This window comes from Sphingomonas sp. BK235 (assembly GCF_004345855.1).
GTDB lineage: Bacteria > Pseudomonadota > Alphaproteobacteria > Sphingomonadales > Sphingomonadaceae > Sphingomonas.
Genome location: NZ_SLXN01000008.1, coordinates 17,363 through 40,882, shown reverse-complemented (window position 1 = coordinate 40,882; position 23,520 = coordinate 17,363). Strand labels below are relative to the sequence as shown.

General features: G+C 62.8%; 24 protein-coding genes and 1 pseudogene. 11 read left to right on the top strand and 14 right to left on the bottom strand.

The window, feature by feature from the left end; all coding sequences use genetic code 11:
• Positions 1-56 precede the first annotated feature (56 nt).
• The 8 genes from pcaF to EV292_RS22760 all read left to right on the top strand — a co-directional run bounded on the left by pcaF (position 57) and on the right by EV292_RS22760 (position 7,738).
• Positions 57-1,265, top strand: coding sequence for a 3-oxoadipyl-CoA thiolase (gene pcaF, locus EV292_RS18185; RefSeq protein ID WP_132910678.1), 1,209 nt, complete (start codon positions 57-59; stop codon positions 1,263-1,265).
• Positions 1,266-1,318: 53 nt separating this feature from the next.
• On the top strand, positions 1,319-3,331 hold the full coding sequence (locus EV292_RS18180) for a 3-hydroxyacyl-CoA dehydrogenase NAD-binding domain-containing protein (protein WP_132910677.1): 2,013 nt from the start codon (positions 1,319-1,321) through the stop codon (positions 3,329-3,331).
• Positions 3,332-3,600: 269 nt separating this feature from the next.
• A complete protein-coding gene (locus EV292_RS18175; protein ID WP_132910676.1) occupies positions 3,601-3,933 on the top strand; it encodes a metalloregulator ArsR/SmtB family transcription factor in 333 nt (110 codons plus the stop codon).
• Positions 3,934-3,944: 11 nt separating this feature from the next.
• Positions 3,945-4,373: an arsenate reductase (glutaredoxin) gene (gene arsC, locus EV292_RS18170; RefSeq protein ID WP_132910675.1), complete on the top strand. Its 429-nt coding sequence runs from the start codon at positions 3,945-3,947 to the stop codon at positions 4,371-4,373.
• A complete protein-coding gene (locus tag EV292_RS18165) occupies positions 4,373-5,659 on the top strand; it encodes an arsenic transporter (protein WP_132910674.1) in 1,287 nt (428 codons plus the stop codon). The genes arsC and EV292_RS18165 overlap by 1 nt, the downstream gene beginning before the upstream one ends.
• Before the next feature lie 41 nt (positions 5,660-5,700).
• On the top strand, positions 5,701-6,453 hold the full coding sequence (arsH, locus tag EV292_RS18160; RefSeq protein ID WP_132910673.1) for an arsenical resistance protein ArsH: 753 nt from the start codon (positions 5,701-5,703) through the stop codon (positions 6,451-6,453).
• 324 nt (positions 6,454-6,777) lie between these two features.
• The gene (locus EV292_RS18155; protein ID WP_207913475.1) at positions 6,778-7,458 is read left to right on the top strand and encodes a hypothetical protein; all 681 of its coding nucleotides are present in this window, start codon (positions 6,778-6,780) and stop codon (positions 7,456-7,458) included.
• A gap of 46 nt (positions 7,459-7,504) precedes the next feature.
• Entirely contained in the window at positions 7,505-7,738 is a 234-nt protein-coding gene (locus tag EV292_RS22760) for a hypothetical protein (protein ID WP_165927174.1), read from the top strand.
• Between the two features lie 166 nt (positions 7,739-7,904).
• Here EV292_RS22760 and EV292_RS18145 read toward each other — a convergent pair whose 3' ends face one another.
• The gene (locus EV292_RS18145; protein WP_132910671.1) at positions 7,905-8,522 is read right to left on the bottom strand and encodes a recombinase family protein; all 618 of its coding nucleotides are present in this window, start codon (positions 8,520-8,522) and stop codon (positions 7,905-7,907) included.
• 141 nt (positions 8,523-8,663) lie between these two features.
• On the opposite strand from EV292_RS18145, the pseudogene EV292_RS18140 reads away from it, so the two are divergent.
• Positions 8,664-8,984, top strand: a pseudogene (locus EV292_RS18140) (putative PEP-binding protein); the annotation flags it as partial.
• A 160-nt stretch (positions 8,985-9,144) separates the two neighbouring features.
• Positions 9,145-9,696 carry a hypothetical protein gene (locus tag EV292_RS18135; protein ID WP_132910669.1) on the top strand — a complete coding sequence of 184 codons (552 nt, stop codon included), beginning with the start codon at positions 9,145-9,147 and terminating at the stop codon, positions 9,694-9,696.
• 82 nt (positions 9,697-9,778) lie between these two features.
• Here the strand turns inward: EV292_RS18135 and EV292_RS18130 are convergent, their stop codons facing one another.
• From EV292_RS18130 to EV292_RS18115, 4 genes are all read right to left on the bottom strand, one after another.
• Positions 9,779-11,620 carry a hypothetical protein gene (locus EV292_RS18130; RefSeq protein WP_132910668.1) on the bottom strand — a complete coding sequence of 614 codons (1,842 nt, stop codon included), beginning with the start codon at positions 11,618-11,620 and terminating at the stop codon, positions 9,779-9,781.
• Positions 11,621-11,622: 2 nt separating this feature from the next.
• Entirely contained in the window at positions 11,623-12,126 is a 504-nt protein-coding gene (locus EV292_RS18125) for an ABC-three component system middle component 2 (protein ID WP_132910667.1), read from the bottom strand.
• A 5-nt stretch (positions 12,127-12,131) separates the two neighbouring features.
• Positions 12,132-13,265, bottom strand: a complete 1,134-nt coding sequence (locus EV292_RS18120) for an ABC-three component system protein (protein WP_207913474.1) — start codon at positions 13,263-13,265, stop codon at positions 12,132-12,134.
• Positions 13,266-13,393: 128 nt separating this feature from the next.
• Entirely contained in the window at positions 13,394-13,897 is a 504-nt protein-coding gene (locus tag EV292_RS18115; protein WP_132910666.1) for a hypothetical protein, read from the bottom strand.
• Between the two features lie 495 nt (positions 13,898-14,392).
• Between EV292_RS18115 and EV292_RS18110 the strand changes: the two genes are divergently transcribed.
• Positions 14,393-14,833: a hypothetical protein gene (locus tag EV292_RS18110; RefSeq protein ID WP_132910665.1), complete on the top strand. Its 441-nt coding sequence runs from the start codon at positions 14,393-14,395 to the stop codon at positions 14,831-14,833.
• 95 nt (positions 14,834-14,928) lie between these two features.
• Here EV292_RS18110 and EV292_RS18105 read toward each other — a convergent pair whose 3' ends face one another.
• From EV292_RS18105 to mobF, 9 genes are all read right to left on the bottom strand, one after another.
• Entirely contained in the window at positions 14,929-15,225 is a 297-nt protein-coding gene (locus EV292_RS18105) for a chromosome partitioning protein ParB (RefSeq protein WP_132910664.1), read from the bottom strand.
• Positions 15,218-15,886, bottom strand: coding sequence for a ParA family protein (locus EV292_RS18100; protein ID WP_132910663.1), 669 nt, complete (start codon positions 15,884-15,886; stop codon positions 15,218-15,220). Before EV292_RS18100 ends, EV292_RS18105 begins: the two co-directional genes overlap by 8 nt.
• An 866-nt stretch (positions 15,887-16,752) precedes the next feature.
• On the bottom strand, positions 16,753-17,034 hold the full coding sequence (locus EV292_RS18095; protein ID WP_132910662.1) for a hypothetical protein: 282 nt from the start codon (positions 17,032-17,034) through the stop codon (positions 16,753-16,755).
• An 81-nt stretch (positions 17,035-17,115) separates the two neighbouring features.
• The gene (locus EV292_RS18090; protein ID WP_132910661.1) at positions 17,116-17,970 is read right to left on the bottom strand and encodes a CsgG/HfaB family protein; all 855 of its coding nucleotides are present in this window, start codon (positions 17,968-17,970) and stop codon (positions 17,116-17,118) included.
• A 16-nt stretch (positions 17,971-17,986) separates the two neighbouring features.
• A complete protein-coding gene (locus tag EV292_RS18085) occupies positions 17,987-18,757 on the bottom strand; it encodes a hypothetical protein (protein ID WP_132910660.1) in 771 nt (256 codons plus the stop codon).
• On the bottom strand, positions 18,744-19,031 hold the full coding sequence (locus tag EV292_RS18080) for a hypothetical protein (protein ID WP_132910659.1): 288 nt from the start codon (positions 19,029-19,031) through the stop codon (positions 18,744-18,746). The genes EV292_RS18085 and EV292_RS18080 overlap by 14 nt, the downstream gene beginning before the upstream one ends.
• On the bottom strand, positions 19,028-19,531 hold the full coding sequence (locus EV292_RS18075; protein WP_132910658.1) for a DUF2726 domain-containing protein: 504 nt from the start codon (positions 19,529-19,531) through the stop codon (positions 19,028-19,030). Before EV292_RS18075 ends, EV292_RS18080 begins: the two co-directional genes overlap by 4 nt.
• Positions 19,516-20,250 carry a type IV secretion system DNA-binding domain-containing protein gene (locus tag EV292_RS18070; RefSeq protein WP_132910657.1) on the bottom strand — a complete coding sequence of 245 codons (735 nt, stop codon included), beginning with the start codon at positions 20,248-20,250 and terminating at the stop codon, positions 19,516-19,518. The genes EV292_RS18075 and EV292_RS18070 overlap by 16 nt, the downstream gene beginning before the upstream one ends.
• Positions 20,251-20,258: 8 nt before the next feature.
• Positions 20,259-23,519 carry a MobF family relaxase gene (mobF, locus tag EV292_RS18065; protein WP_132910656.1) on the bottom strand — a complete coding sequence of 1,087 codons (3,261 nt, stop codon included), beginning with the start codon at positions 23,517-23,519 and terminating at the stop codon, positions 20,259-20,261.
• Position 23,520 lies beyond the last annotated feature (1 nt).

Sequence of the window (23,520 nt, the reverse complement as noted above, 5' to 3'; positions counted from 1 at the left end):
TACATGACTAATCCCACACTCCTTTTTCGTACCCCGTGAGGCCGGCAGGACCCAAAATGACCCAAGCCTTCATCTGCGACGCCGTGCGCACTCCCATCGGCCGCTATGGCGGCATACTCGCCAAGGTAAGGGCCGACGATCTCGGTGCGTTGCCGATGAAGGCGCTGCTTGCCCGCAACCCAGACCTCGATCCGGCGGCGATCGAGGAAGTATTCTACGGATGCGCCAATCAGTCCGGCGAGGATAATCGCAACGTCGCGCGCATGAGCCTGCTCCTCGCCGGCCTGCCCCACACCGTGCCCGGCGTGACGCTCAACCGGCTATGCGCGTCGGGGCTGGAGGCGGTCGGGGCCGCGGCACGCGCGATCCGCACCGGCGAGATGGCGCTGGCGCTGGCCGGCGGCGTCGAGAGCATGACCCGCGCACCGTTCGTGATGGGCAAGGCCGACAGTGCGTATGGCCGGACCCAGCAGCTCGAGGACACGACGATGGGCTGGCGCTTCGTCAACCCCGCGCTGGAAGCGCTCTACGGCACTGAAACGATGCCCCGTACAGGCGAGAACGTCGCCGAGGATCACGGCATCAGCCGCGCTGACCAGGATGGCTTTGCGCTGCGCAGCCAGCAACGCGCCGCTGCTGCCCAGGCGAACGGCTTCTTCGCCGAGGAGATCGTTGCCGTCACCATCCCCGGCCGGAAGAAAGGCGAGACGATCGAGGTCGCGGTGGACGAGCATCCGCGCGCCGACACCACACTGGAGGCGCTCGCCAAGCTCAAGCCGCTGTTCGGCCCCGATGGCACGGTGACCGCGGGCAATGCTTCGGGAATCAACGACGGCGCCGCAGCGATGATCGTCGCCAGCGAGGAGGCGGTAAAGGTACATGGCCTTACCCCCCGCGCCCGGATCCTCGGCATGGCCTCGGCCGGGGTGGAGCCGCGGGTGATGGGCATCGGCCCCGTGCCGGCTTCGCGCAAGCTGATGGCACGCCTGGGGCTTGGAATCGACGACTTCGACGCCGTCGAGCTCAACGAGGCCTTTGCGAGTCAGAGCCTCGCCGTGCTTCGCGCACTCGAGCTGCCCGACGACAGCGAGAAGGTGAATGCACATGGCGGCGCGATCGCGCTCGGCCACCCGCTCGGCATGTCCGGCGCGCGGCTGGCGATGACACTCGTCCACGAACTCGAGCGCAGCGGCGGCAAGCGCGGCCTTGCCACCCTATGCATCGGCGTCGGTCTCGGCCTGGCGCTCGCCGTCGAGCGCGTTTGATTACCCCCCGGTGCGGCCCTGCCGCGCCTGACGACGATGGCCGGAGTATGACCATGACCGCACCGATCCGCACCGAACGCCATGGTGAGATCCTCGTCATCATCGCCGACAATCCGCCCGTCAACGCGCTCGGCGCGGCCGTCCGCGCCGGGCTCGCGCGTGCGATCGATGAGGCGGCCGCCGACGATGCGGTCGCGGCGGTGGTGCTGCGCTGCGCCGGACGCACCTTCTTCGCCGGGGCCGACATCACCGAATTCGGCAAGCCGATGCAGTCGCCGGCGCTGCCGGACCTCGTCAATGCGATAGAGGCATCGATCAAGCCGGTGGTCGCGGCGATCCATGGCACCGCGCTCGGCGGCGGCTGCGAGGTGGCGCTCGGCTGCCATTACCGCATCGCCGTGTCCTCGGCAAAGATCGGCACGCCCGAGGTCAAGCTCGGCCTACTGCCGGGTGCCGGCGGCACCCAGCGGCTGCCCCGGCTCGCGGGCGTCGCCATGGCGCTGGAGATGACGGCAAAGGGCGATCCGGTGACGGCCGCTAAGGCGCAGGCGGCGGGGCTGATCGATGCAATCGCGGGTGAAGACAGCCTCGAGGCGGACGCGATCGCCTATGCGCGTGCGATCAAGGCGTCGCGACCGATCCCGCGCGCATCAGAAAAGAAGGCGGACAGCGACCCCGATGCCGTTGCGGCGTTCCAGCGGGCGAACGCCCGTCGCTTCAGGGAGCTCGACGCGCCCGCCGCCAACATCGCCTGCGTCGTGAAAGCGACCGAATTGCCCTTCGCCGAAGGCCTCGCCTTCGAACGGGCGGCATTCCTGACGCTGATGGCGGGACCGCAATCTGCGGCTCAGCGCCATCTGTTCTTTGCCGAGCGACAGGCCGCGAAGATCGATGGCATTCCTGCCGACACCCTGCGCCGCCCCATCCGCCGGGTCGGCGTAATCGGCGCCGGAACGATGGGCGGCGGCATCGCGATGAACTTCCTCTCCGCCGGCCTCGCCGTGACGATCGTCGAGATGGAGCAGGAGGCGCTCGACCGCGGCGTCGGGGTGATGCGCCGCAACTACGATGCCTCCGCGGCCAAGGGGCGGATGACGGCGGATCAAGTGGAAGCCGCGATGGCGGCGTTGACGCCGACGCTGGACTTCGATGCCCTCGCGCAGTGCGACCTGGTCATCGAAGCGGTGTACGAGAATATGGAGGTGAAGAAGGATATCTTCGCCCGGCTCGACGCGATCGCCCGGCCCGGCGCCATGCTCGCCTCCAACACCTCCTATCTCGATCTTGATGAGATCGCCGCCGCCACCCGCCGCCCGGAGGATGTGGTAGGGATGCACTTCTTCTCGCCTGCCAATGTCATGAAGCTGCTGGAGGTGGTGCGGGGCGCGCGAACCGCGCCCGATGTACTCGCCACGGTGATGGCGCTGGCGAAGACCATCGGCAAGGTCGCGGTGGTGGCGGGGGTCACCTTCGGGTTCATCGGCAACCGCATGCTGCGCCAGCGACAGGCGGCGGCGAACGCGCTGCTGCTGGAAGGCGCGAGCCCCGAGCAGATCGATCGGGTCCATGTCGCCTTCGGCATGCCGATGGGGCCGTTCCAGATGGCCGATCTCGCCGGCGTCGACATCGGCTGGCACCGCGACCCCACCCGCATCGAGAACATCCGCGAGGCGCTCGCCGCCGAGGGCCGCTGGGGCCAGAAGAAGCTGGCAGGCTATTATGATTACGACGAGCGGCGCACCCCGTCGCCCTCGCCCCGGGTCGCCGAGATCATCGACGAGTGGCGCACCCGCACCGGGACACCCCAGCATACGGTGTCCGACGAAGAAATCGTAGAGCGCACGATCTATCCGATGATCAACGAAGGCGCGCTGATCCTCGAGGAGGGGATGGCGCAGCGCGCCTCGGACATCGATGTCGTGTGGGTCTATGGCTATGGGTGGCCGGCCTATCGCGGTGGCCCGATGTTCTGGGCGAAGAGCGAAGGCCATGATAAGATCGTCGCAGGGCTGAAGAAGCACGGCGTTGCCGTCGCCGACAGCCTGACCGGCAAACAACCGGGGTAGACCTAGCACAACCCGCCTCGACTACGGGCGGATCGTTCGACGGTGATGGACTCGGCCAGCGATACTGGACAGGTGCAATCCACCAGAACCCGTTGGTGCCCTCCGCTGCTATCTGGACAAATGGCAGCTTACCGCAAGTTCCCCCCCGAAAGCGGACCGGCTGGTTCCCTCCCATTAGCTGCCGGTCCGCTCCTAGGCATGTGACAGCGCATAGCCGCCCGTAGCATTAAGGACTAGCACCGGCTCGAGATATCCGCCATCCTAGATATATGGATAGCGGTTCAGCCATCGCTGCTTTGGGGGCGCTCGCGCAAGGAACCCGCCTCGATGTGTTCCGTCTTTTGGTCCGTCATGAGCCGGACGGGATGGCGGCGGGCGAGATCGCCCGTCGGCTCGACGTCCCGCAGAACACCATGTCGGCGCATTTGGGCATCCTTGCGCGCGCCGGCATCGTTCGATCTGAGCGGCACAGCCGTTCCATCATCTACCGCGCCGACCTCGACGGCCTGCGGGCGCTGACGCTCTTCCTGGTCAAGGACTGCTGCGCCGGCTCGCCGGAGCTGTGCGCGCCGCTGATCGCCGAGCTCACCCCCTGCTGCTGAAAGGACGCGCCGTGGCCGTCGACGTCGTGATCTACCATAATCCCGCCTGCGGCACCTCGCGCAATACGCTGGCGATAATCCGCAACGCTGGGATCGAGCCGCACGTCGTGGAGTATCTGAAGACCCCGCCGTCCCGCACGCTGCTGGTCGAGCTGATCAATCGCGCCGGCATCTCGCCCCGAGATCTGCTGCGCGAGAAAGGCACGCCCTACGCCGAGCTCGGCCTCGGCGACGTCTCGCTGACCGACGACGCCCTGCTCGACGCCATGATGGCGCACCCTATCCTGATCAACCGGCCGCTGGTTGTCTCGCCGCTCGGCGTGAAGCTCTGCCGCCCGTCGGAGGTCGTCCTCGATCTGCTACCCGAGCCACAGCGGGGCGCGTTCGCCAAGGAGGATGGCGAACAGGTGGTGGACGCCTCCGGGCACCGCGTCGCCTGATGCTCCTCGCCCTCGTCATCTTCGTCGTCACGATCGCGCTGGTCATCTGGCAGCCCCGAGGCCTTGGCATCGGATGGAGCGCGCTGGGCGGTGCCGCCGTGGCGCTGCTCGCCGGAGTGGTCTCTCTCTCCGACGTGCCGGTGGTCTGGGGTATCGTATGGAACGCGACCGCGACGTTCGTCGCGATCATCATTGTCAGCCTGCTGCTGGACGAGGCCGGCTTCTTTGAATGGGCGGCACTGCACGTCGCCCGATGGGGCGGCGGGCACGGCCGACGCCTGTTCGTCCTGATCGTCCTCCTCGGCGCAGCCGTGTCGGCGCTGTTCGCCAACGACGGCGCCGCGCTGATCCTGACCCCGATCGTCATCGCGATGCTGCGGGCGCTCGGCTACCGGGACAAGGCGACGCTGGCATTCGTGATGGCGGCCGGCTTCGTGGCCGACACGGCCAGTCTGCCGCTGATCGTGTCCAACCTGGTCAACATCGTGTCGGCCGACTTCTTCCGCATTGGGTTCGCCGACTACGCCTCGGTGATGGTGCCGGTGGATCTCGCGTCGATCGCCGCGACGCTGGTCGTGCTGCTGCTGTTCTTCCGCCGCGACGTGCCGACCGGCTACGACGTCGCGCAGCTCCGCACCCCGGCCGACGCGATCCGGGATCCCGCCACGTTCAAGGCGGGCTGGGTCGTCCTGGCCGCCCTACTCGCCGGCTTCTTCCTGCTCGAACCCATCGGCGTTCCGGTCAGCGCCGTCGCCGCTGTCGGCGCGGTCCTGCTGCTCGCCATCGCCGGGCGTGGTCACGTCATCGAGACCCGCGAGGTCCTACGCGGCGCACCGTGGCAGGTCGTGATCTTCTCGCTCGGCATGTATCTGGTCGTCTACGGCCTGCGGAACGCCGGCCTGACCGACCATCTCGCCGGTCTCCTCGACAGCGCCGCCCAGGGCGGCGTGTGGGGCGCGGCGTTCGGCGCCGGCATCATCGCCGCGCTGTTGTCGTCGGTGATGAACAACATGCCGACGGTCCTGGTCGGCGCGCTGTCGATCGACGCGACCCATGCGACCGGCCCCGTCAGGGAAGCGATGGTCTACGCCAACGTGATCGGCTGCGACCTCGGCCCCAAGATCACGCCGATCGGATCGCTCGCCACCCTCTTGTGGCTGCACGTCCTCGGGCAGAAAGGCATCCACATCGGTTGGGGCTATTACTTCCGCGTCGGCGCGACGCTGACCGTCCCCGTGCTGCTGGCCACGCTCGCCGCGCTGGCGATCTGGGTCGACGCCGGATGAGCTGCGGACACCCTCTGGAACCCACCGGGAAACCCCTGCTGATGCCCCTTCGCATCCTCACCGACCCAGACCACCTGCCGGCGCTCGATCGCCGCTACGCGCTCGATAGGCCTGCCGTGGGGCTGGGCGCGGACGACCCGCCCGTGCGCATTCTGCTGCTCTACGGATCGCTGCGCGACCGGTCCTACTCCCGGCTGTGCATCGAGGAGGCGGCGCGCCTGCTGCGCTTCTTCGGCGCGGAGACGCGCATCTTCGACCCGTCGACCCTGCCGTTGCCGGATCAGGTGGCTGGCGACGACGACCCTGCCGTCCATGAGTTGCGCGAGCTGTCGATGTGGTCGGAGGGGCAGGTGTGGTGCAGCCCAGAGCGGCACGGACAGATCACCGGCATCATGAAGCTGCAGGTTGACCACCTTCCGCTGTCGATGGGCGGGATGCGACCGACGCAGGGCCGCACCCTCGCCGTCATGCAGGTGTCGGCCGGATCGCAGTCGTTCAACAGCGTGAACACCCTTCGCGTCCTTGGCCGGTGGATGCGTATGGTCACGATCCCAAACCAATCCAGCGTCGCCAGAGCGTTCGAGGAGTTTGACGACGCTGGCCGCATGAAGCCGTCCAGCTACTACGATCGCATCGTCGACGTGATGGAGGAGCTGGTCCGCTTCACGGTCCTGCTGCGCCCCCATACCGCTCAACTGGTCGATCGATACTCAGAACGGAAGGACGCCGGCGTTCCAATCGACACGGCAGCCGACCTGTCGAGCATCGCCGTCGCACCACAAACGCGATCCTGACTTGTTTGCACCTTTCCGTCAGGACGTCGAGGCGGATAGGATCAGCCTATGGGGCCGTAAGCGGCGATCCAACGGCGTGGGAGAGCCCGCTGCTGTCGCAGCGGGTCCAGGGGCGCAGGAGCCGCGAGTTCATCGCACCAGCGGGGGCAGCGCTGCGCTGCTTGGGGGGCTCCACGCGCGGCCGAAAGCGCCCAGAAACGGACATTGCCCGGCACGAGTGGACAACTTAAAAGCGTCCATATGATCGAAAGAACCGCAACCTGTCGGTGTGGATAGTTGGAAATGGTCTGCGGGGACGAACCTATGAGGCACATAATCAATTGCATGGCTTACGGGCTGGGGGTTGCCCTGGCTGGCATGTCACCGACAATCGCTTTCGCGCAGGCTCTTAGCGTGGACGCGTTCAAGCTCTCCGGCGTCAAACTTCAGCAAGACACGTATCAAGGTGTGTCAGCTTTGAAGATGACGATGCCGTCGTCTGCGACCCAAGACCCCACGAAGGAAGCCCTCGCAGACCGTGACTACATGGCTTGGCTGCCCTTGAACTTCCACGACGGCACAATCGATGTGGATGTGGCCAGCGACCTCAGTGCGGATGCACCACGCTACGCCAGAGGCTTCGTCGGCGTGACATTCCGAATTGACGACAATAACCGCTTTGAGAGTATCTACCTGCGCCCGACCAATAGCGATGCCGAAGATCAGGTTCGACGAAACCACTCCGTTCAGTACGTCGCCTATCCCGACTTCAAGTTTGATCGACTCCGGCGTGAAAGCCCCGAGAAGTATGAGACCTTCGCTGACATCACCACAGGGCGCTGGATACATATGCGCGTGGTCGTGTCGGGCTCGAAGGCGAGGCTGTACTTAGATGGGCGGAGCAAGCCTGCGCTGATCGTGGATGACCTAAAGCTTGGATCGTCGCAGCGCGGCGGCGTCGGCGTTTGGATCGAGTCGGGCACCGTTGCTCATTTTCGCAACCTCAAGGTCACCCCCGCGAGATGATGTGAGACAACGAAATCGCCGAACTCGCACGATCCTCGAGTTCAAGATGGGTGATAAGCGCAGCATCTATCGCCCGCTTCGCTCCAAAGCGGCCTGTCTGCTTTCCTGCCAATTGGTGGTCGGCAGCGCCTCACCAAGCGCGCGGCGCTCCCCCGACCCTCTTGCCTGCGGCCGCCTCCACATCGTTCAGATCGGCCTGCGTCAGTACGCCAGCGGCGAGAACCCTTCGCATAAGCTCGTCCAGAAGGGCGGCCAGAAAGTGAACCTCCGCTCTCTCTGACTCGGTGTCTTCCCCTTCTGAGTTCACGTGCATGCCACAACACCTCCCGCGATAAACTCGCCGGTATGATGATCGCCTTCTGGAACGGACGAAGCAACAGGGATGCTGGACCCTGCGAATGCGGCCTAGGTTGTGAAGCGCCTATGTGCCGCCAATCGATTGGGTATTAGGACGGATCTGCAGCCGCCCCCTCCCCTGTACCGGCCATCAGCGCCTCGCCTGCGCTCAATCGCTGCGGCGGTTTGCCTGGCATGAAGCGGTAAACGGTGCCGCGCGATATCCCGAGCTGACGCGCGATGTGCGACGGTCGAACGCCCTCTGCAGCCAGCTTGCGCACGGCCTCCGGATCGATGCGCGGCTTGCCTCCCCTGTAGGCGCCTCTCGCCTTTGCTGCCTCAATCCCCTCGGCCTGCCGCTCTTTCCGCAAGTTTGTCTCGAACTCGGCGAAGACCCCAAGCATGTCGAGGAAGGCCTTCCCAGCCGCCGTCCCGGTGTCGATCGGCTGCTCTGTCGCCTTCAGCGACACTCCCCTCCCCTTCAGGTCGTGCACGACATCCTGCAGGTCCTTCATCGAGCGGGCGAGCCGGTCGATGCGCGTCACCACTAGCGTGTCGCCATCGCGAAGGAAGTCGAGCAGGATCTGGAGCTCAGGTCGTGATCCACGCTCGACGCCGGACTTCTTCTCCGATCGGATCGTCTGGCATCCCGCCGCGCGCAGCGCCGCGACCTGAATGCTGAGGTCCTGATCGGTCGTTGAGACCCGCGCGTAGCCGAAGAGCGCCATGATACTCCTTTCTGTTCAACCAGCTTCTAGACCCACTCGGCCAAATGTTCAATATAGCTGCGAACGACCCTGATTGAACGGCAAAGCTGTTCCACCGATAGTGTACTGCCAGGGTATACCCCCACGATACGTAGGCAAACCGATCTCCTGATCCCGCTGGTCGGCACCAAGCGAGTAGCGCAGTTGATGATGGCGGTCGTCGACGCCGCAGCGAGGGTGGTCTTCGACGAGTGCGGGCGGACGATCGCGTTTCTCGTCGGCACGATGATTGAACTGCCGCGCACCGCGCTGCCCGCCCGGCGCGAACGCGGAACGGGTGAGCTCTTCTCAATCGGCATCAACGACCTGACGAAGACGACCTTGGGCGTCAGCCGCGACGAAGCCAGCCGCTTCTTCGGCGTCTATGTCGAGAAGGACATCTACGCGCGCGATCCGTTCGCCAGCCTGGACGTCGAAGGGGTCTGAGTGTCCCTCCCGATAGCCATATTAACTCGATGTCCGGCTTCTCAAAGGCGTTTTATCGCGGCAAATGGTAAGATCCGATCCTCCACGCGGGCACCTCTAGGCCATCTTCATCGGCCGAAGGGTTCGAGCAGCTTCTTTTACAACGAGCCCAAACAGCATGACAAAACCTTCGCAGGATCAGCTCAACAACGGGTTCGAGACCTGGGTAGATGGGTCGATAAGCGCCGCACCCGTGTATCAGACGTTCTTCCATGCGACAGCCATCGAGTTCGACGAATTCGAGCCATTCCCACATTTCGGAACACTGCAGGCAGCGACGGATCGCTCGTATCATCGCCAGTCGAAGCATAGGTTCGTCGAGGTATGGCTCGCTATCAAGAGGCCGTGGACAACTTACGACAATTCCAGCTCCAATCAGGTTAGCCAATTGGCGATGCACGCCGTCCAAGAAGGAGCCATCGACGCGCACGCGCTACAGAGGATCCTCGATCGGATCACTACGGACGCGGTAAAGTGGCAAGGAGCGGGATCGCGCTACAGCGCCATGAAGTGGCAACTATCTATGCGGCCATTCGCGGACGAGCTTCAGGCAGTTGGCTACGACGCCCTGTGTTACGAAAACGCCGTGGAGGATAAGGGCTCGACGTCATTCATCCCCTTTGAGACCAATCAAATCTGGTGGGTTGATAGCAACGACCCTCAGAGATGAGGGCCGGCTTCATGCCCGCCAAGCGGATGTGGGTGACAGCTTTCAGGAGGCCAGAGCAGTATTGTTCCCGCTCTGGGATTAATCAAGCTGGTGGTACGAAGCCCATGCGGTCGCCGTCCTTTGCGTCTGTGCCGGCGAACCACTCGTAGTGTGTTCCAGCTTGAACGCTCTTCGGAGGCTCCTTGTTTTCAATCACGATGATCTGTACGTCCTTGGACGTAACCGGGAGGGAGGACCAGAATCCAGCCTCTAGACCGGAGTCCACGCCGTCGGCAGCACTTACGTCTCTCCCCCGCTTGTATGACGTAAGTGGTGAGTCGATCACGATAAATCCAGGATGCGGCCGCTTATTTGCTGCGCAATAGCGAAGTAGGCCTACCACGAAGGCTGAATACAGAAGTGCGCGCACGCCCTTGCCGTGTGACTGCCTAGCCTGTCCATCAACGACGATATCGTAGGCCTGTTGATCGAATTCGACCCTCGGCTCGGGCGACTTCCAACGCCACTCTTTCAGAACACCTTCGACTTGACGGCACAAGGCTAGCAGAGCCGCCGCTGGAAGAGGTTCCCACTCGCGGGACTTCGGCCGATTATCGCTGCCGGCAGCCTCGATCCGCTGGCGGAGCAACAACAAGCTTTCGTACTGGTCGAAATCATTGCGGAGCGTTTCGAGCTGAAGGCGCCGGTCGGAAAGCTGCTCAAGCCGCTCAACGTCGCCCCGCAATCTTGGGGCGAGGTCAGATCGGAGCTCAGTTTCCAGGCGCTCAAGGGTCGTTGCCAGCGTCTTAGCAGCCGTGACGTGCGCGTTCCTACGACCTTCCAAATCCGCAATGGCAGCGCCGAGATCATCTCGCTGCGCTAGGATTTTGGCCGCTTCTGCTCTCGCCGCGTCGTAGATTGTCGTGCCACGTTCGTCAGCGATATGAACGTGGTTCCCCGTCATAACCTGATCACATAGCGGACAGGTGACATCTTGAAGCTGTTCGAAGAACTGCACCCCTTCGGCTACAAAATCTAATCGCTCCAGATCAGAGCTGTAGCGCTCGTCGAGAAGCTCATATCGTGCAAGTAGCTCGTCAATTGCAACGATCTGCGAGTTGGCATGATCCAACTCCTCGGCCGCTGTTGATCGCGCCTCTTGAAGGTTCTCACGCTCGATCTCCACGGTGTGGAGCGCCGCACGCGTTTGCTCAATCGCGGCATCGAGCCGCTCGACTGATTCCACCGAGTCTTGTTGTCGCAATCCATCCAGACGCTTTTGGAGCGGCGCAATTAGATCATCGATAACTCCCAATTTCGCAGCTAGTCGGGCACTTACAATCTCACGTTTCTCGTCCGCGACGACGCCCGCGTCGTCCTTTCCGGTCAAAAGAAAAGAGAGCATCCGCTTACGGGCTGTGTCACCAAAACCAGTCTCTCCCAAGACGGGTGACTGTTCGGCTATGACCGATATTTCATCAACTAAAAAGATCGGCAACAATGTGCGGATCGTAAGGCGCTGGACCTTTCCTTGGTCGTTGCTCCGCAATTGCGCTTCCGGGATGCCAGCAAACGGAAATAGAACCGAGGTGACATCTGGGCCAACTGATTTTCCGTATCGCCGCGGACTGATGGTTTGACCCGAGCCGTTTATCTGATCGATCGTCTGATCGTACACGGCAAGATTGCCGCCTGATAGTGCTCGCCTGAGACTAAGCGCCTCGCCTCTGCTATTGCCAAATTCAACAAATAAGGTGGCGTAAGTCTCGATCTCGGCAACGCGCTTACGCAGCTTGTCGGATCCAAGGATATAGTCGAGGCAATGCAGCAACAGGCTTTTGCCGGTGTCGGACGCACCCGCCAGGACGTTGCCGCCACGATCAAAACGAACGTCGGCATCCGGAACACCCGGCCCTTTAAGCAATATGCGGCGAACATGGATCATCGTTAAAGTATCAGCCTCTCAAGTGCGCCGACGCGGTTAAATTCTGCTCCCCAGCGCCCGACTCTCTCGGACATGAAAGCATCAAGCTCGCGGTCGTCCAGATCTCCGAACGCAGCGATCAGCCATTGTGCCCGCTCGCGAAGTTGGTTGGCATATGTGCTCTTGAGAAGGTCCAGAAAGGGACCGGTAAGTTGCGTTGCTCCGTAACTGATCCCGCTGGTGTCAAAGCGTTTCTCAATCAACTCTCGTGAGAACATACGATTTAGCCCAATGCTCAAGACATTCCGCTTGACCAGCAGCTCGCCGCCCCGAAAGGGCACTGCTGGATGGAGGCTGGCGGGCCCATCGGCATCGCCGGAGTGAACCATTAGATAGTCGAATGATATCAGGCGCTGCAGGTCGGCGCGTCGGTCGTTATAAGCCGCCAGGACAAAGAGCATCCGGAGCCCGTACTCGAGCGGGGAATTGAATATGCGGGCGCCCCGCCGCGCGATCGGTGCGGGCATGACGCCTAGCTCACCCACTCAGCGATATCTTCGTTGGCGAGCTGATGACACATACCCTCACGGTCGTTGGCGACGACATGGGGATTGAGCATATGTCCGGTCAGCTGCAGGCTCTGTGCCGCCTGGACGGTAGCGCTCAAGCGGGACAGCCCGCTCGTAGCTGGCGCGTTATACGTATGATATAGGCCATCGGCGAATTCCTGTAAAAGACTGTCAAAGAATTCCACATTCGCCATGCTGTCGCGAGCAAGCTCTCGCAGATTCTCGGCACAATAGAAGGTCAGGCGAGACCTTCGAAAGAGGGCCGCTTCCTTTTTATGCAGCGCCAACCCCGCCTCATCGGCGATTGCCGCTCCAACACCTTCGCTGATCGCTGCCAGCAGTTTGCTTATATACACCGTCTCGGTTGGCGCCACTGACGACGGAGGAGCCTTAGGTACGATCCGCTCAATCAGAGGCAGGCCGAACACTGTCAGGTGGTAACGGGTTTGAGCGTGCTCATTCAACAACTCTAGCGGCTGCTTGACCTTGAATATGGTAAAATCGAAGGTTGCGATATGATCCCGCAAAACCTGATCCAATGGAACAGGATCCTTGCGAATTTCGTCGCGGCAGTACTTGTCCCAGTCGGCTATAATGCTTTTTTTCAAAGCGGCGGGATCATCAAGCTTGTCCTGGAGATCCGATGTCACCCCCAGGTGGGTGACAAACCAGTATTCAACAGGCGCCGCGTAGTCACCGCGCTGATTGTAGAAAAGCAGCTTGCCGATTTCTGTTGCGGCGGAACCCCATCCCAACCGGGTTTTGTAGTGCTTGCATTGATAGAGGCTCCAGCGCCTCGGGCTCGCTCCGATCGGATCGAGCCAAACGACGACATCTCGCCCCTTGTCGCCGGCCCCGCCTCGCTGTTGAACCTGTTCGATGCCGGGCACCTTCGCCGCAAGATAGTCGGTTGCCCATTCCAACGTGAACCGCTCGAACTCGGCAGCACTGAATTGCGCCAGTCGGTCAAGGGGCTTGACCGGCAGCCCAACTCCAAGCCCCAGCAGCCGCGCATTTGCGTTCGGCCATACTGATGGCCGGTCAACGTCCTGCAGGAGGGCCGCAGCTGGCTTCATAGGGAGGTTTTCGCTCGTCATCGGACCTTGCCTTTTACAAAGCTACAACCTGGCGCTCGATGCAACCCGCACGACGCGAACACGTGCGATATCCCCTCCAATTCAATCACAAGCGCCCCTCGCCGGCATGGTCCGCGAGACCGTTCCCGTTACCCTATTGCTTGCCGGGCGACCCATCCGATCACGAGGGCTACAGCCCAACCAAACCAATTAAGCCGGTAGCCGACGATACGCCACCTCTCGCGCTTATCTCGAAGAGCGATACCAAGGGCCTTGATCGTCTCGCGATCGTCAGCTCCGTCGTGAAGGCGCTGTAGGATGCGCGTGAGACTGGCCGGCATGTCGATCCGTCGGATCAAAGGCAACGTCGCCTCGTCGACCGTGGTCAGGTCCGAGACCATCATCGGTTCTGAGGGATAGTGCCGCACGGCTGCCTCGATCGGGGGGGAGCGCCAACGGAAGCCGAAGCGGCCATAGAAGCCCGTCAGCTTTGCGAGCTCATGGCTCCACTCTTCATCGCTGCTATTCGCGGCCCGCACCAGCGTGATCGGCTCCACTGCAGCGTCCCGGTGGTGCAGCTGGGCCCATCTAATCGAGGCATTCAGGACGAGGTAGCCGAGGCCACGCCCGCGCAGCGCGGCACGATGGATCATGACATCGCCCGTTGTAACCTTCACCCAACCTCGGCGCACTACCCTCCCCTCACCTGTCATAACGTGTGGGAGCTGCGGCGTTGTCTCCCCTATATCGACAACGAGAGCCTGGTGTCTGGGTCCGGAACTGCCTTCCGTTTCCGCCGTCCCGATCGCGACGAGCGTACGCCCCCAACGCGTTCCGTCCTTAGGTAGCACCTCGAAGAAGGTCCAAGCGAATGGTGACGCCCATCTGCCCGCATCATCGAGCAGCGTTGCGTCATCGTCGGATAACTCCATCTTCTGCTCCTATGGGTCAGGCTTCCGCTGTTCACCTGGCTTAGCCTATTTTGGGACAGGTTTTCTTACCGATCGCATGTGCAAAAAACGCCTCTAGCCATTAGTCCTAGGTGGCGTCACAAGAGTTGCTATCGTCAGTGTGGGAGGTTCAAGCCTCTCTTAGTAACCATAATGCCACACGACGGGTCGCCACAGTCGAAGGTAAGAGGTTCGGTCATGCAGGGTGCCGAGATGCTTCAGACACTGGAGAGGCATCATCAAACCATCAGAGCTGGCATCGCCGAGATTCAACGGCATTGCGAAGAGGGTTGTCGGGACATAGCTGGTCTGAGCCTCGCCCGCTTGGATCTCACGTCGGCAAGCCGCCGTAGGTCGGAGTTCATTAGCGATGTCGTCTCTCCGTTCCTCCTAGAGGGCGCCGACGAACAGAGCCGCTTGGACCTTGCCGATTTTCTAGTCGCGTTCAGAGCACGGCGCCTCCTATCCGACGAGCATATTGCGACTTGGTCGGACGGACATATTCGGAGTGATCCGCAGGGCTACTGCATCGCCGCGAAGGCGATCTGGGTTATGATGGAAGACCAGATCGACCGTGAGGCCCGGATATTGGGCAGCCAGCTAGGACGACACATGGAGACGGTCGCTCCCGCTCGGTGACATCCATCTCTCTGTCTCGGGGTCACCGATCGACCACAAACCGGATTACTCCGATTACCGGATAACCTTGATAATCCGGTGTGTAGCGGCCTGCCTCACTCGTCGATCCGGTTGAGGTAGAGCTCCCAAGCCTCCTCGATTATGACGCCCTGAGTGACACCCCGGCGTTGAGCCTCATTGGCGATTGCGTCGGAGACATGCGGCAACACCTTGGCGTGGACCTGACCAGTCCGGGGACTTGGCTGGCGCCCTCTGCGTCCGGTCGGGCTTGTGCGGGCGACGAAGCCATGGTCTGCGGCGGTCGCGTCCGCGGCGGCCACCGTACGCTCGTCCGTCCGTTTGCCCACGCTCTTCAGGCGGGTCAGGTCGATGCTGAACGGGGCATCACTCATTGTTCAGGCCCTCCATCAGGCGTTTCATAACCGCTTTGGCGAATTGCTCGGCGTTGTTGCGGGCCGCGTCTGCGTTGCCCTGGGGTGGCATCGTATAAAGATCCCCGCCAAATTCGAACAGGCTCGAGAATGCTGCACGTTCTAGAAGATCGGGCTCGATAACGTGGACACCCTGCCCTCTCAACGAGGCTGCGATACCAGAGTGCTGCTTAGACTTGACAGTCTTCGTCATCGTAAAGACGACAGATAGCGGTATCGCCCGACCTAGTGCCTCCTCTTCTTCTTGTATCAGAGCAACCGTACGCGAGCCGACGGTAGCGTCGAGCGTCGTCGCCCTCATCGGCGTAAGAACGAGGTCGGCCTGAGATATGGCGCGTGACATCAGGCGAGATGCCACGCCCTCCAGATCCACAACCACGATATGCCCGTCGCGATCATTTTCTTTGATCGTCTTGATGATGGTGGACTCGCTTACCTCAGCGATGACTTTGATACGCTCCGGTCGCCGGCCCCGAGAAGCCCACAGGCTGACAGATCGGTTCGGGTCGCAGTCGAGCAGAGTGACCGGAACGCCGGCATGAGCCAGCTGTGTCGCAAGGATGACCGCTGTTGTGCTCTTCCCGGCGCCACCCTTTGGCGACGCTATGGCAATCGTCGGCATCCAACCTCCTCAAACTCAACCGATCGCTAACCGGATAATCCGTTTTACCCGGTAACAGCGGGGTGCCACTAAGCACCGGATTAGAGAACGTACCCGGTTCCCTAGCCCACCCGGTAACTTCGCTAATCAGGTAATAGACGCTACCGGGTTCGTGCCGCAACCCGATTTTCGCTCAAATCCGGTAAGGCGGCTTATCCGGTCGCTGTGCCTATCCGGTAACCTGGCGTACCCGTGGGCGAAGGTCCGGATTGATGCCGATCGCATGAGGTTCGGCGACGCGCGTTTGAGGGTTCAAGCGCCGACACGAGCCCGCATCTAGCTCACGCGTAAGCAGTAGGGTTCGATCTTGAACCAGGTAGCTAACCGGATAATCGCAAATACCGGGTATTTCCACATACCTGTTCAGCTGATTAGATGCTGATACCCGTAAGCACCAGCATGAGTGCGAACGCAGAGGCAGCGAGCTTGCCGGCGCCCATCATCTTCGCTGCCGTTCGATACCGTAGCCGGCGCCAGGTCAAATCAACGCCCGTCCGCAAGGCTAGTATGCCGTCCACCGCGAGCACCGATCCGATGAGAAAAAGGAGGAGGGTGAAGGCTTTAACAAACTCGCGAGCGGAGGAGGGGGCGATTATGAACGCTAGGACCAAGCTCAATGTGGCAGTACCGTAGAGGGACGTCCCGGCGCTCAGCAGACCAGTGACCAATATGCGGCTTGGTCGAGCCCAAGAAATCGTGATGAAAGCAGACGGCCGCTTGCATGATTGGCAGGGCTCAATGAGGCCTCCCGGTGGCCACGGCTTAAATGGCGTTCGGCAGTAGCCGCAAACTGGCGAGCTGAGGTTACGTACGTGCTGCATATGACTTTACGACGGCTTCCTCGCCGCGGCGTCGTCCGTCGGCTGAAGGCCTTCATAGCAGGCCGGGTCGCAGAAGAGCATCGGGCGCCCTCGGCACGTGAGATGTTCGCCTTCGATCATGACCGGTCGATGGGCGAGCCGGTGACAAGGGCGATTATTTTTGGCGGTGAAGCCGCACGGTATGGCGATGGGCGGAGCCGGCCACTCCGGCGCCTTCGACACCGCGCCATCGCACCAGCTATCTGCCGTCGGCTCAAATAGATCGTGTTGGCGGGTCTGCGGCTTCATCGCTGCGCCTTTGATTAGGAGGGGAGGGGAGGGTGGGTCCGGACGGCACCTCGACCATCCGTCCTTTCCTCCCCTCTCTCTTCACTGCCTCGGGGCGATTGGGGCCGGGACCGCTTGGTTGGCGGCAGGTTGAGACGTTCCCGTGGCCGGCGATGATGGAACAGGAGCTGGTGCAGCCGCGGGTGCGATGCGGGATTGCGCCTGCGTCGTCAGCTTCCGGAAGGCGTCGAGCATGGCAAGCGAGGTGATCTTCCCCATGTCGGTGCTGGTGTAGGTTCCGCCGAGTGCGCCGACGCCGGCGTTGTTGAGGAGGCCCCCACCAAGTACGGAGATGTCCTTCTTCCGAGCCGACCCGGTCGCGATCGCCTGCTGAATGCCGGTCTTCACCTCGACCAAGGTGAGCATTGTCTGGCTCGATTTGACCTTCTGCTTGAAGCCGAGACCGCCGGGGAACATCGACCCGAGCCCGCCCCCGCTGCCACCGGAATCATTGTCCGAGTAGAGCACCTTCGCCTGCAAGAGATAGTCAGCCGCCTTGAGGGTCGCCTGGTTGTTCGCTCCAGCAACCGAACCACCTGCAGCGAGCTGCCGTTCACGCTGAAGAGCGTCGAAGCCCTCGCCGCGATCGACCACCTGGAAACAGCCCGACTGAGCTACCAGTAGCTTGAGAAGGGGGAGGGGATCGACACGCTGGTTGCCGCCATTCTGCGCCTGCGCCATCCGCATCATTGCGGCTAGGCCAGGCGGCAGGCCCTCCTCGGTGCCGCCTGCAGCACGTTCTTCTACCAGCGCGATTGTCCCGAGCGAACGGTCGCATCGCGGCACCTCAGTGGTCTCGTCGATGCCGATGCCGCCCTTGCCGGTCTTCTGTGCCAGCGCCGGCGCCGGCGCCGTTGTCAGCGCGAACAGCGATATGAGTGCGAGTGTCTTTTGCATTGTACCCTCCCTTGGTTCAATTCAGTGGCTTCGGATCTCTGATGTTGATGCTCGTATGGAGAGTGCCGGCCGGCGATCGATGCAGGTCGATCCCGGCGCTGCGCCGGCGAGTGAAGACCATCGGTCGCTTGACCGTCTCGTACGTCGTCGATGGTCCGAAATAGCTCGTCGTGCCGTGCCATTTGTCCCCTTCGATGATCTTCATCCGGTAGGTGCCAGGAGGCACGGGGACTGTGACATCATCGTTACGGTGAACATAGACCGAGATGACGTGAGCGTCAGTTTCGCGCTCGAAAAGCTGGACGACGGCGTTGGCCTGGTCGGTCGCGACCGTCATCCGTGAGGTCGCACTGCGCGGATTCACGTCGTTGCTCACGGTGACAGTCCCAGTGGCGGGGAACGCGATCTCTGGTGTTCTGTCAGGAAACCAGCCCGCCCTCTTTGCCTCGCGATACGCCGGGATGAGGATGCCGACAGCTGACAGCAGCAGCACCAATCCCTGCAAAGGATGCGGTTTGAAGAGCGGAGGAGAAGGGCGAAAGCGTCCCTTCTGATAATCGAAACCGCGGTTCTTAGCGGCGAACCACGCACCGCCTCCGCTGCCGCGTGCCTTCATCTTGATTGGCTTACCAACCCAGCTGGCGCTACCGAGCGGCACCGCCTTCTTGTAGCCGGCGCCGGCGTGCTCACGCCGTGCCTTCTTGTCGTTCCAAGTCGTGTCGCCTTGGTCGAGGCCCTGACGCTTTTGATAGCGCTCGCGCATGTAGTCACGATCATCGAGCCCCATCGAGCTGCTCCCCCTGTCGAAGCTGTTGCAGACGCCTGCGGCGGTGGATCGCCGCCAGCTGAGCGGCAAAGGCCGCGACGACCTCACCAAAATAATCGGCGACCTCGCGCTCCTGCTCACACTCTGGCGCCAGTGTGGCAGCCGCGAGGACGAGGTGTGCCGCGGCGACGTTCGATCGCTCCATGACCTTGAAGGCAAGCGTACGATACTCGGCCGCCAGCTCGGCCAGGTCATCACCGCCCTCAGCGACATCGTTGGCAACCACCCGCGTCATGCAGGCTGACCAGTGAGGGTCGGCGACATCGGAAGGCGGAGGTGGCCTACGATCTCGAGAACGTCGTGGTAGTTGGGTTGGACACGGCCGGGAATCCGGATCGTACGATAGCCGGCGTACCCGGTCATCTCGTCGCGTACGCGGTCCTGTCCGGCGTGATGACTCCGGTCATCGACCTCAATTAGCGCTAGGATCGCGCCAGTCGCACGGTCCTGTGCCACGAAGTCGACGATCTTCTGCGAGAATGCGTTGCGATCGGACAGCTTCCGCTTGCGCAGCGGGTTGTTCGGCACCTGTAGTAGCGCACCCATCGCCACCTGGGCGTGGATACGGCAGTGGGGCAGGGCACGCTCCAGCGCAGCCAGCATCGCTGTCTCGCGCGGCGTCAGGAAGCGCTTGGCTATTGGTCGAGGTGGGCCGAACAGGCTGCCGGCGCCGAGCGCTTTCAGGATAGCGATGACGCATACGATGGCGACGAGGAGAGCTATCGACCGGTCCATTGGCTACCTCCTGCCACCTGCAGGGCACGTCTCGCCGCGATGTTCTGACCGGTCTCGTCCGGCTTTCCCGCGAGATGGACCGTGCGACCAGCAGCTGCCTCCAGCTCGACGATGCACGCGATCGCCGCGGCGATCATCGGATCGCGCCCGCCTGGGCCGCACGCCATGAAGAGGATGCTGCCGCGCGTTCCGGCCAACCATCGCCGAAGCGAGACGCGAGGCCGCTTGCCCTCATACGGACAGAAGCTGCAGCTCAGGACGAGGTAGGCGAGCACAGAGAAGGACAGGCGATCCGCCTCGTCACCGGATGCAAGCTCGAGGCGTTCAAGCCACGACCTCACCTGACCGGGTTGAAGCGATAGGGCCCGCTGCCGCACACCGTCGAGACTGCCGGCCGGCTCGCCGGCTTCGCTGTGCAGGAACTCCTCAACCAGCAGCGCGGTCACCTGATGGAAGAACTGCCCTCCGTCCGGCGACGCCGTGATGGCTTCTGCCGCTCGCGCGAAATCCTGATGCGATAGGTGATCGGCGAAGAAGTCCCAATTTCCGAACGCCGGGTCGAGCAGGAGGTCGACCTGCGGATCGGCAACAGCCGAAGGCAGATCGTGGCCATTGTCGATGATGACCAGGCGTTCGCCGTCGCACCGCGCCAGCTCGACAAGATTTCGGAGCACCTCAGCCGGGAGGGTGTCCAAGGTGCCTTCAACGATAAGGGTCATGGCGGTCCTCACATGTCCAGGCCAAGGTGCTTCTGCGGCAATCCGGGTATCTGCTCGGCGATCGCGGGCATCGCGGGCAGGGCGCTCAGATCGTCCATATTGAGCGGCCGCAGCCCAAGTTCGTCATCCTTGCGCAGCTCGGCCGGCTTCTCGCGGTCTTCGCCATTCTTATGGTCGAGCGACGGCGCGTCGGCGTCGAATTGCTTCGGATCGGAGTAATCGGTCTCCGACTTGCCCATGTCGGGCAGGTCGGTGAGATCGAGGCTGGCGACGTCGATGAGCGTCTTGCCAACCTCGTCATGGTCGAGCGACGCGGCCGCGGCGCTCAGGGCATCGTCGGCCGCCTGGTTGCGTGAGGAGGTGCCGTCGATGTCGAGGCGGCCCAGGCTCTCCAAGGACGCGGTCTTGTCACCGCGATTGCGATCCAGCTGCCGCTCGAGCTTCTGCTGGTTGTCGACGACCATGGTCAGGTCGAAGCGGATACGGGTGACCCCAACGTTGAAGAGGCGCTGATTGGAGAGGTTGCGCTCGTAACTGAGCATCACCGTGATGGCTTTGTTGGTCGTCACGCCCTGCGCCATGTGCATGTTGAGCGAGTAGGCGAGGTCCATCCGCTGCATCATCGGATCGCCTTTCTCGAGCGTGAGCTTCTCCTTGTTCGCCAGCTCGACGGTGACGTTGCCGCCCTCGATCCCGGTGATGGTCGCCAGAGAGGCATTGTCGATGCCGCGTTCCTTGTCGTTGTCGGTCCAGCGGATGCGGTCGCCTTCGTGGATCTTGATCGTCTCGAGCGTGGCGAGCGACATGCGATCCCGGCCGATCATGGGGTCGATCTTCTGCGGATCGAACCTGATCCGTTGGCCGTCTTTGACAATCTCGACCTTCCCATTGGCGAAGACGCGCGTCACCTCGCCCGAGCCACGTTTGAGGTCGAGCTCGGCGACGTAGCCCTTCACCTCGAGCCGCTGCCCCTTCTCGTAAGACTGGGCGTAGCGCAGGTCCTCTTTGGGCAGGTTGACGTTCTGGATGACGGTGATGAATAGCCCGTCGCCCTTCAGCGTACCCTCATCCAGCAAGCCCTTCTGAACCGCCTTGTTGATGGCGGCTCGGGTGGCGCGGCCGGAAGCGAAGATGGCAGTTTCTGCCCGCTCCGCGGGTGTCAGCTCCAGCCACAGCTCGGACGCCTTCGCTGCGGGATCTTCATGCTCGACCACCTTGTCGCCGAGTACCTTCATCGCCTGACCGGAGCGGCCGACGTTGGCGAGGGCGGCCACAGTCTTCAGCTGGTCGGTCTGCTGGCGCAGGTTCTCGTCCATGCGCGCCATGCCGATTTTGGCCGCCTGCATCATCGCGAACGCCTTGCCGGCGTTGATGGGGAGGAGCTGCTGGCGGTCGCCGATAAGGGCGATCTTCTCGATACCGAGCGCTTCGGCGATCGTCAGCATCTTCAGCATCTGATCGTTCGACACCATCGACGTCTCGTCGACCACGATGACGGTGTCCTTCAGCTCGTCGCGGCGGGCCTGCGCCGCGGGCGTGTTCGGGTTGGTGGCGTGTTTTTCGTTGTGCCAAATGAAGTGAGCGATCGTCTCGGCGCTGACACCGGCCGCCTCCATCTGGTCGACCGACATCTCTCGAGTAGGGATGGCGTCGGGCCGCGCCATGCCCTGCTTCATGTCGGTCACCATCTTGTTCTGGAAGGCCAGGCCGAGCACCGATTTGCCCTCGGCCTCCACGACGCGGGCTACCGCCTGCAGCATGGTCGACTTGCCGGCGCCGGCGATGCCCTGGACAGCAACGATGCGGTCGGTGGTGGAGACGATCAGCGTGGCGGCTGCGAGCTGGCCTTCGTTGAGTGGGTGAGGGGAGGCGGCCTGCAGGCGGTCCGGAGCCTCTGAGGGCGCCACCAGCGCCTTTCCGCTGTCCTTGCCTGCCTCGACCCGCTCGAGGATCCTCTCCTCGGTCCTGAGCGCCTCCGGCGTCGTCACGGCTTCCACCATCCGCCCCTCGTGACGGATCTCGCCCGGCAGCAGCTTGCCCTTCTCGATCAGCTGCTCGATGCGGGCCTCGACCTGGTCGATCGTGACTCCGGATATGTTGTAGTTGAGCGCCTTCTTGGCGATCTGGTTCTTCTCGATGGCAGCCTCGTTCTCGCTGAGGCTGCGGATGGCCGAAGCGACGGCGATCTGCGCGCCCGCCTGACCGGGCGTCTGCGACAGGCGAACGATGCCGCGATCAATCAGCGGATCGGGCGAGCGCAGCATCCCGGACACCGTCTCGCGCGCGACCTTCACCGCGTCAGCGATGGCATGGTAGCTGCGCGCGATCGGACCGGCGGCTTCACGCTGCTCCATCTTGGCAGCGAGCCGCATCGCGTTGTCGAGCAGCTCCTTGCCGTCGAACCCCTTCTCGGCCGCCTCCTTCATCCACTCGAGCACCAGGCCGTCGCGGTCCTCGATGCTGAGTTTCGGATCGCGGGTGGTGACGGTGACGCCGTCGCGTCCCTTGGGGGAGACGATGCCGAGCTCGGCCGCCTTCTCGAGGATCTGTTCGCGGCGCTGGCTGAAGGTGTCGAGCACCTCCTTCGGCACGCCGACGATCTCGAACGTACCGTTCTTCCCGCTGGCCACCAGCTGGTAGCCGAGCTTCTCCAGCTCGTTGCGGAGGTAAGCGTGATAGATCGCGCCGATGAGGGTGTTGTTGGCCCAGATCTTGTCGGCGTGCAGCGCGTGCCACTCGCCGTCCGGCCCCATCGTCATGTTGGCCGTGATCGCGTGGATGTGGGCCTGCGGGTCGAGCGCGCGGCTCGTGTCGTGCTGGAAGAGCGCATAGACCAGGTTGCCGGTCTTCACCGTCTCGGTCTTGCCGTCCTTGGTGATGCGGGTCTCGGCGAGGTTCTTCTCGACCCAGCGCATCGTCTGCTGGACCGCCTTGGTGTGCGCGCCGTCGGGACCAAGAATGCGCTTGTCGCCGGCGACATAGGCCATGATCGACACCGACTTGGGCGCCGAGAAGGTGAGGTCGTAGCCTGTGCGGCGACCGGCGCGCTGGTCGACCTTCTCGCCCGATGGCAGCTCGCCGTGCAGGACCTTGCTGAACGCCTCCTGCGTGACGGTGCCGGTGAGGCCGGCTGCGGCCGCGCCTTCGCCGCCCCACAGGCTGACCTCGCCGGCTTTCTCGTCGGTGTAATAGGCACCGGCGACATAGTCGTCCTTGGTGAAGTATTTCGCCGCGCCAGAGGCCGACTTCACGCTCGCGATCGAGTGCATG

Bases quoted from the DNA above. Each gene is read 5' to 3' on its own strand.
- pcaF (WP_132910678.1), top strand. From the start codon at position 57: ATGACCCAAGCCTTCATCTGCGACGCCGTGCGCACTCCCATCGGCCGC.
- EV292_RS18180 (WP_132910677.1), top strand. From the start codon at position 1,319: ATGACCGCACCGATCCGCACCGAACGCCATGGTGAGATCCTCGTCATC.
- EV292_RS18175 (WP_132910676.1), top strand. From the start codon at position 3,601: ATGGATAGCGGTTCAGCCATCGCTGCTTTGGGGGCGCTCGCGCAAGGA.
- EV292_RS18165 (WP_132910674.1), top strand. From the start codon at position 4,373: ATGCTCCTCGCCCTCGTCATCTTCGTCGTCACGATCGCGCTGGTCATC.
- arsH (WP_132910673.1), top strand. From the start codon at position 5,701: ATGCCCCTTCGCATCCTCACCGACCCAGACCACCTGCCGGCGCTCGAT.
- EV292_RS18155 (WP_207913475.1), top strand. From the start codon at position 6,778: ATGGCTTACGGGCTGGGGGTTGCCCTGGCTGGCATGTCACCGACAATC.
- EV292_RS22760 (WP_165927174.1), top strand. From the start codon at position 7,505: ATGGGTGATAAGCGCAGCATCTATCGCCCGCTTCGCTCCAAAGCGGCC.
- EV292_RS18145 (WP_132910671.1), bottom strand. From the start codon at position 8,522: ATGGCGCTCTTCGGCTACGCGCGGGTCTCAACGACCGATCAGGACCTC.
- EV292_RS18135 (WP_132910669.1), top strand. From the start codon at position 9,145: ATGACAAAACCTTCGCAGGATCAGCTCAACAACGGGTTCGAGACCTGG.
- EV292_RS18130 (WP_132910668.1), bottom strand. From the start codon at position 11,620: ATGATCCATGTTCGCCGCATATTGCTTAAAGGGCCGGGTGTTCCGGAT.
- EV292_RS18125 (WP_132910667.1), bottom strand. From the start codon at position 12,126: ATGCCCGCACCGATCGCGCGGCGGGGCGCCCGCATATTCAATTCCCCG.
- EV292_RS18120 (WP_207913474.1), bottom strand. From the start codon at position 13,265: ATGACGAGCGAAAACCTCCCTATGAAGCCAGCTGCGGCCCTCCTGCAG.
- EV292_RS18115 (WP_132910666.1), bottom strand. From the start codon at position 13,897: ATGATCCATCGTGCCGCGCTGCGCGGGCGTGGCCTCGGCTACCTCGTC.
- EV292_RS18110 (WP_132910665.1), top strand. From the start codon at position 14,393: ATGCAGGGTGCCGAGATGCTTCAGACACTGGAGAGGCATCATCAAACC.
- EV292_RS18105 (WP_132910664.1), bottom strand. From the start codon at position 15,225: ATGAGTGATGCCCCGTTCAGCATCGACCTGACCCGCCTGAAGAGCGTG.
- EV292_RS18100 (WP_132910663.1), bottom strand. From the start codon at position 15,886: ATGCCGACGATTGCCATAGCGTCGCCAAAGGGTGGCGCCGGGAAGAGC.
- EV292_RS18095 (WP_132910662.1), bottom strand. From the start codon at position 17,034: ATGAAGCCGCAGACCCGCCAACACGATCTATTTGAGCCGACGGCAGAT.
- EV292_RS18090 (WP_132910661.1), bottom strand. From the start codon at position 17,970: ATGCAAAAGACACTCGCACTCATATCGCTGTTCGCGCTGACAACGGCG.
- EV292_RS18085 (WP_132910660.1), bottom strand. From the start codon at position 18,757: ATGGGGCTCGATGATCGTGACTACATGCGCGAGCGCTATCAAAAGCGT.
- EV292_RS18080 (WP_132910659.1), bottom strand. From the start codon at position 19,031: ATGACGCGGGTGGTTGCCAACGATGTCGCTGAGGGCGGTGATGACCTG.
- EV292_RS18075 (WP_132910658.1), bottom strand. From the start codon at position 19,531: ATGGACCGGTCGATAGCTCTCCTCGTCGCCATCGTATGCGTCATCGCT.
- EV292_RS18070 (WP_132910657.1), bottom strand. From the start codon at position 20,250: ATGACCCTTATCGTTGAAGGCACCTTGGACACCCTCCCGGCTGAGGTG.
- mobF (WP_132910656.1), bottom strand. From the start codon at position 23,519: ATGCACTCGATCGCGAGCGTGAAGTCGGCCTCTGGCGCGGCGAAATAC.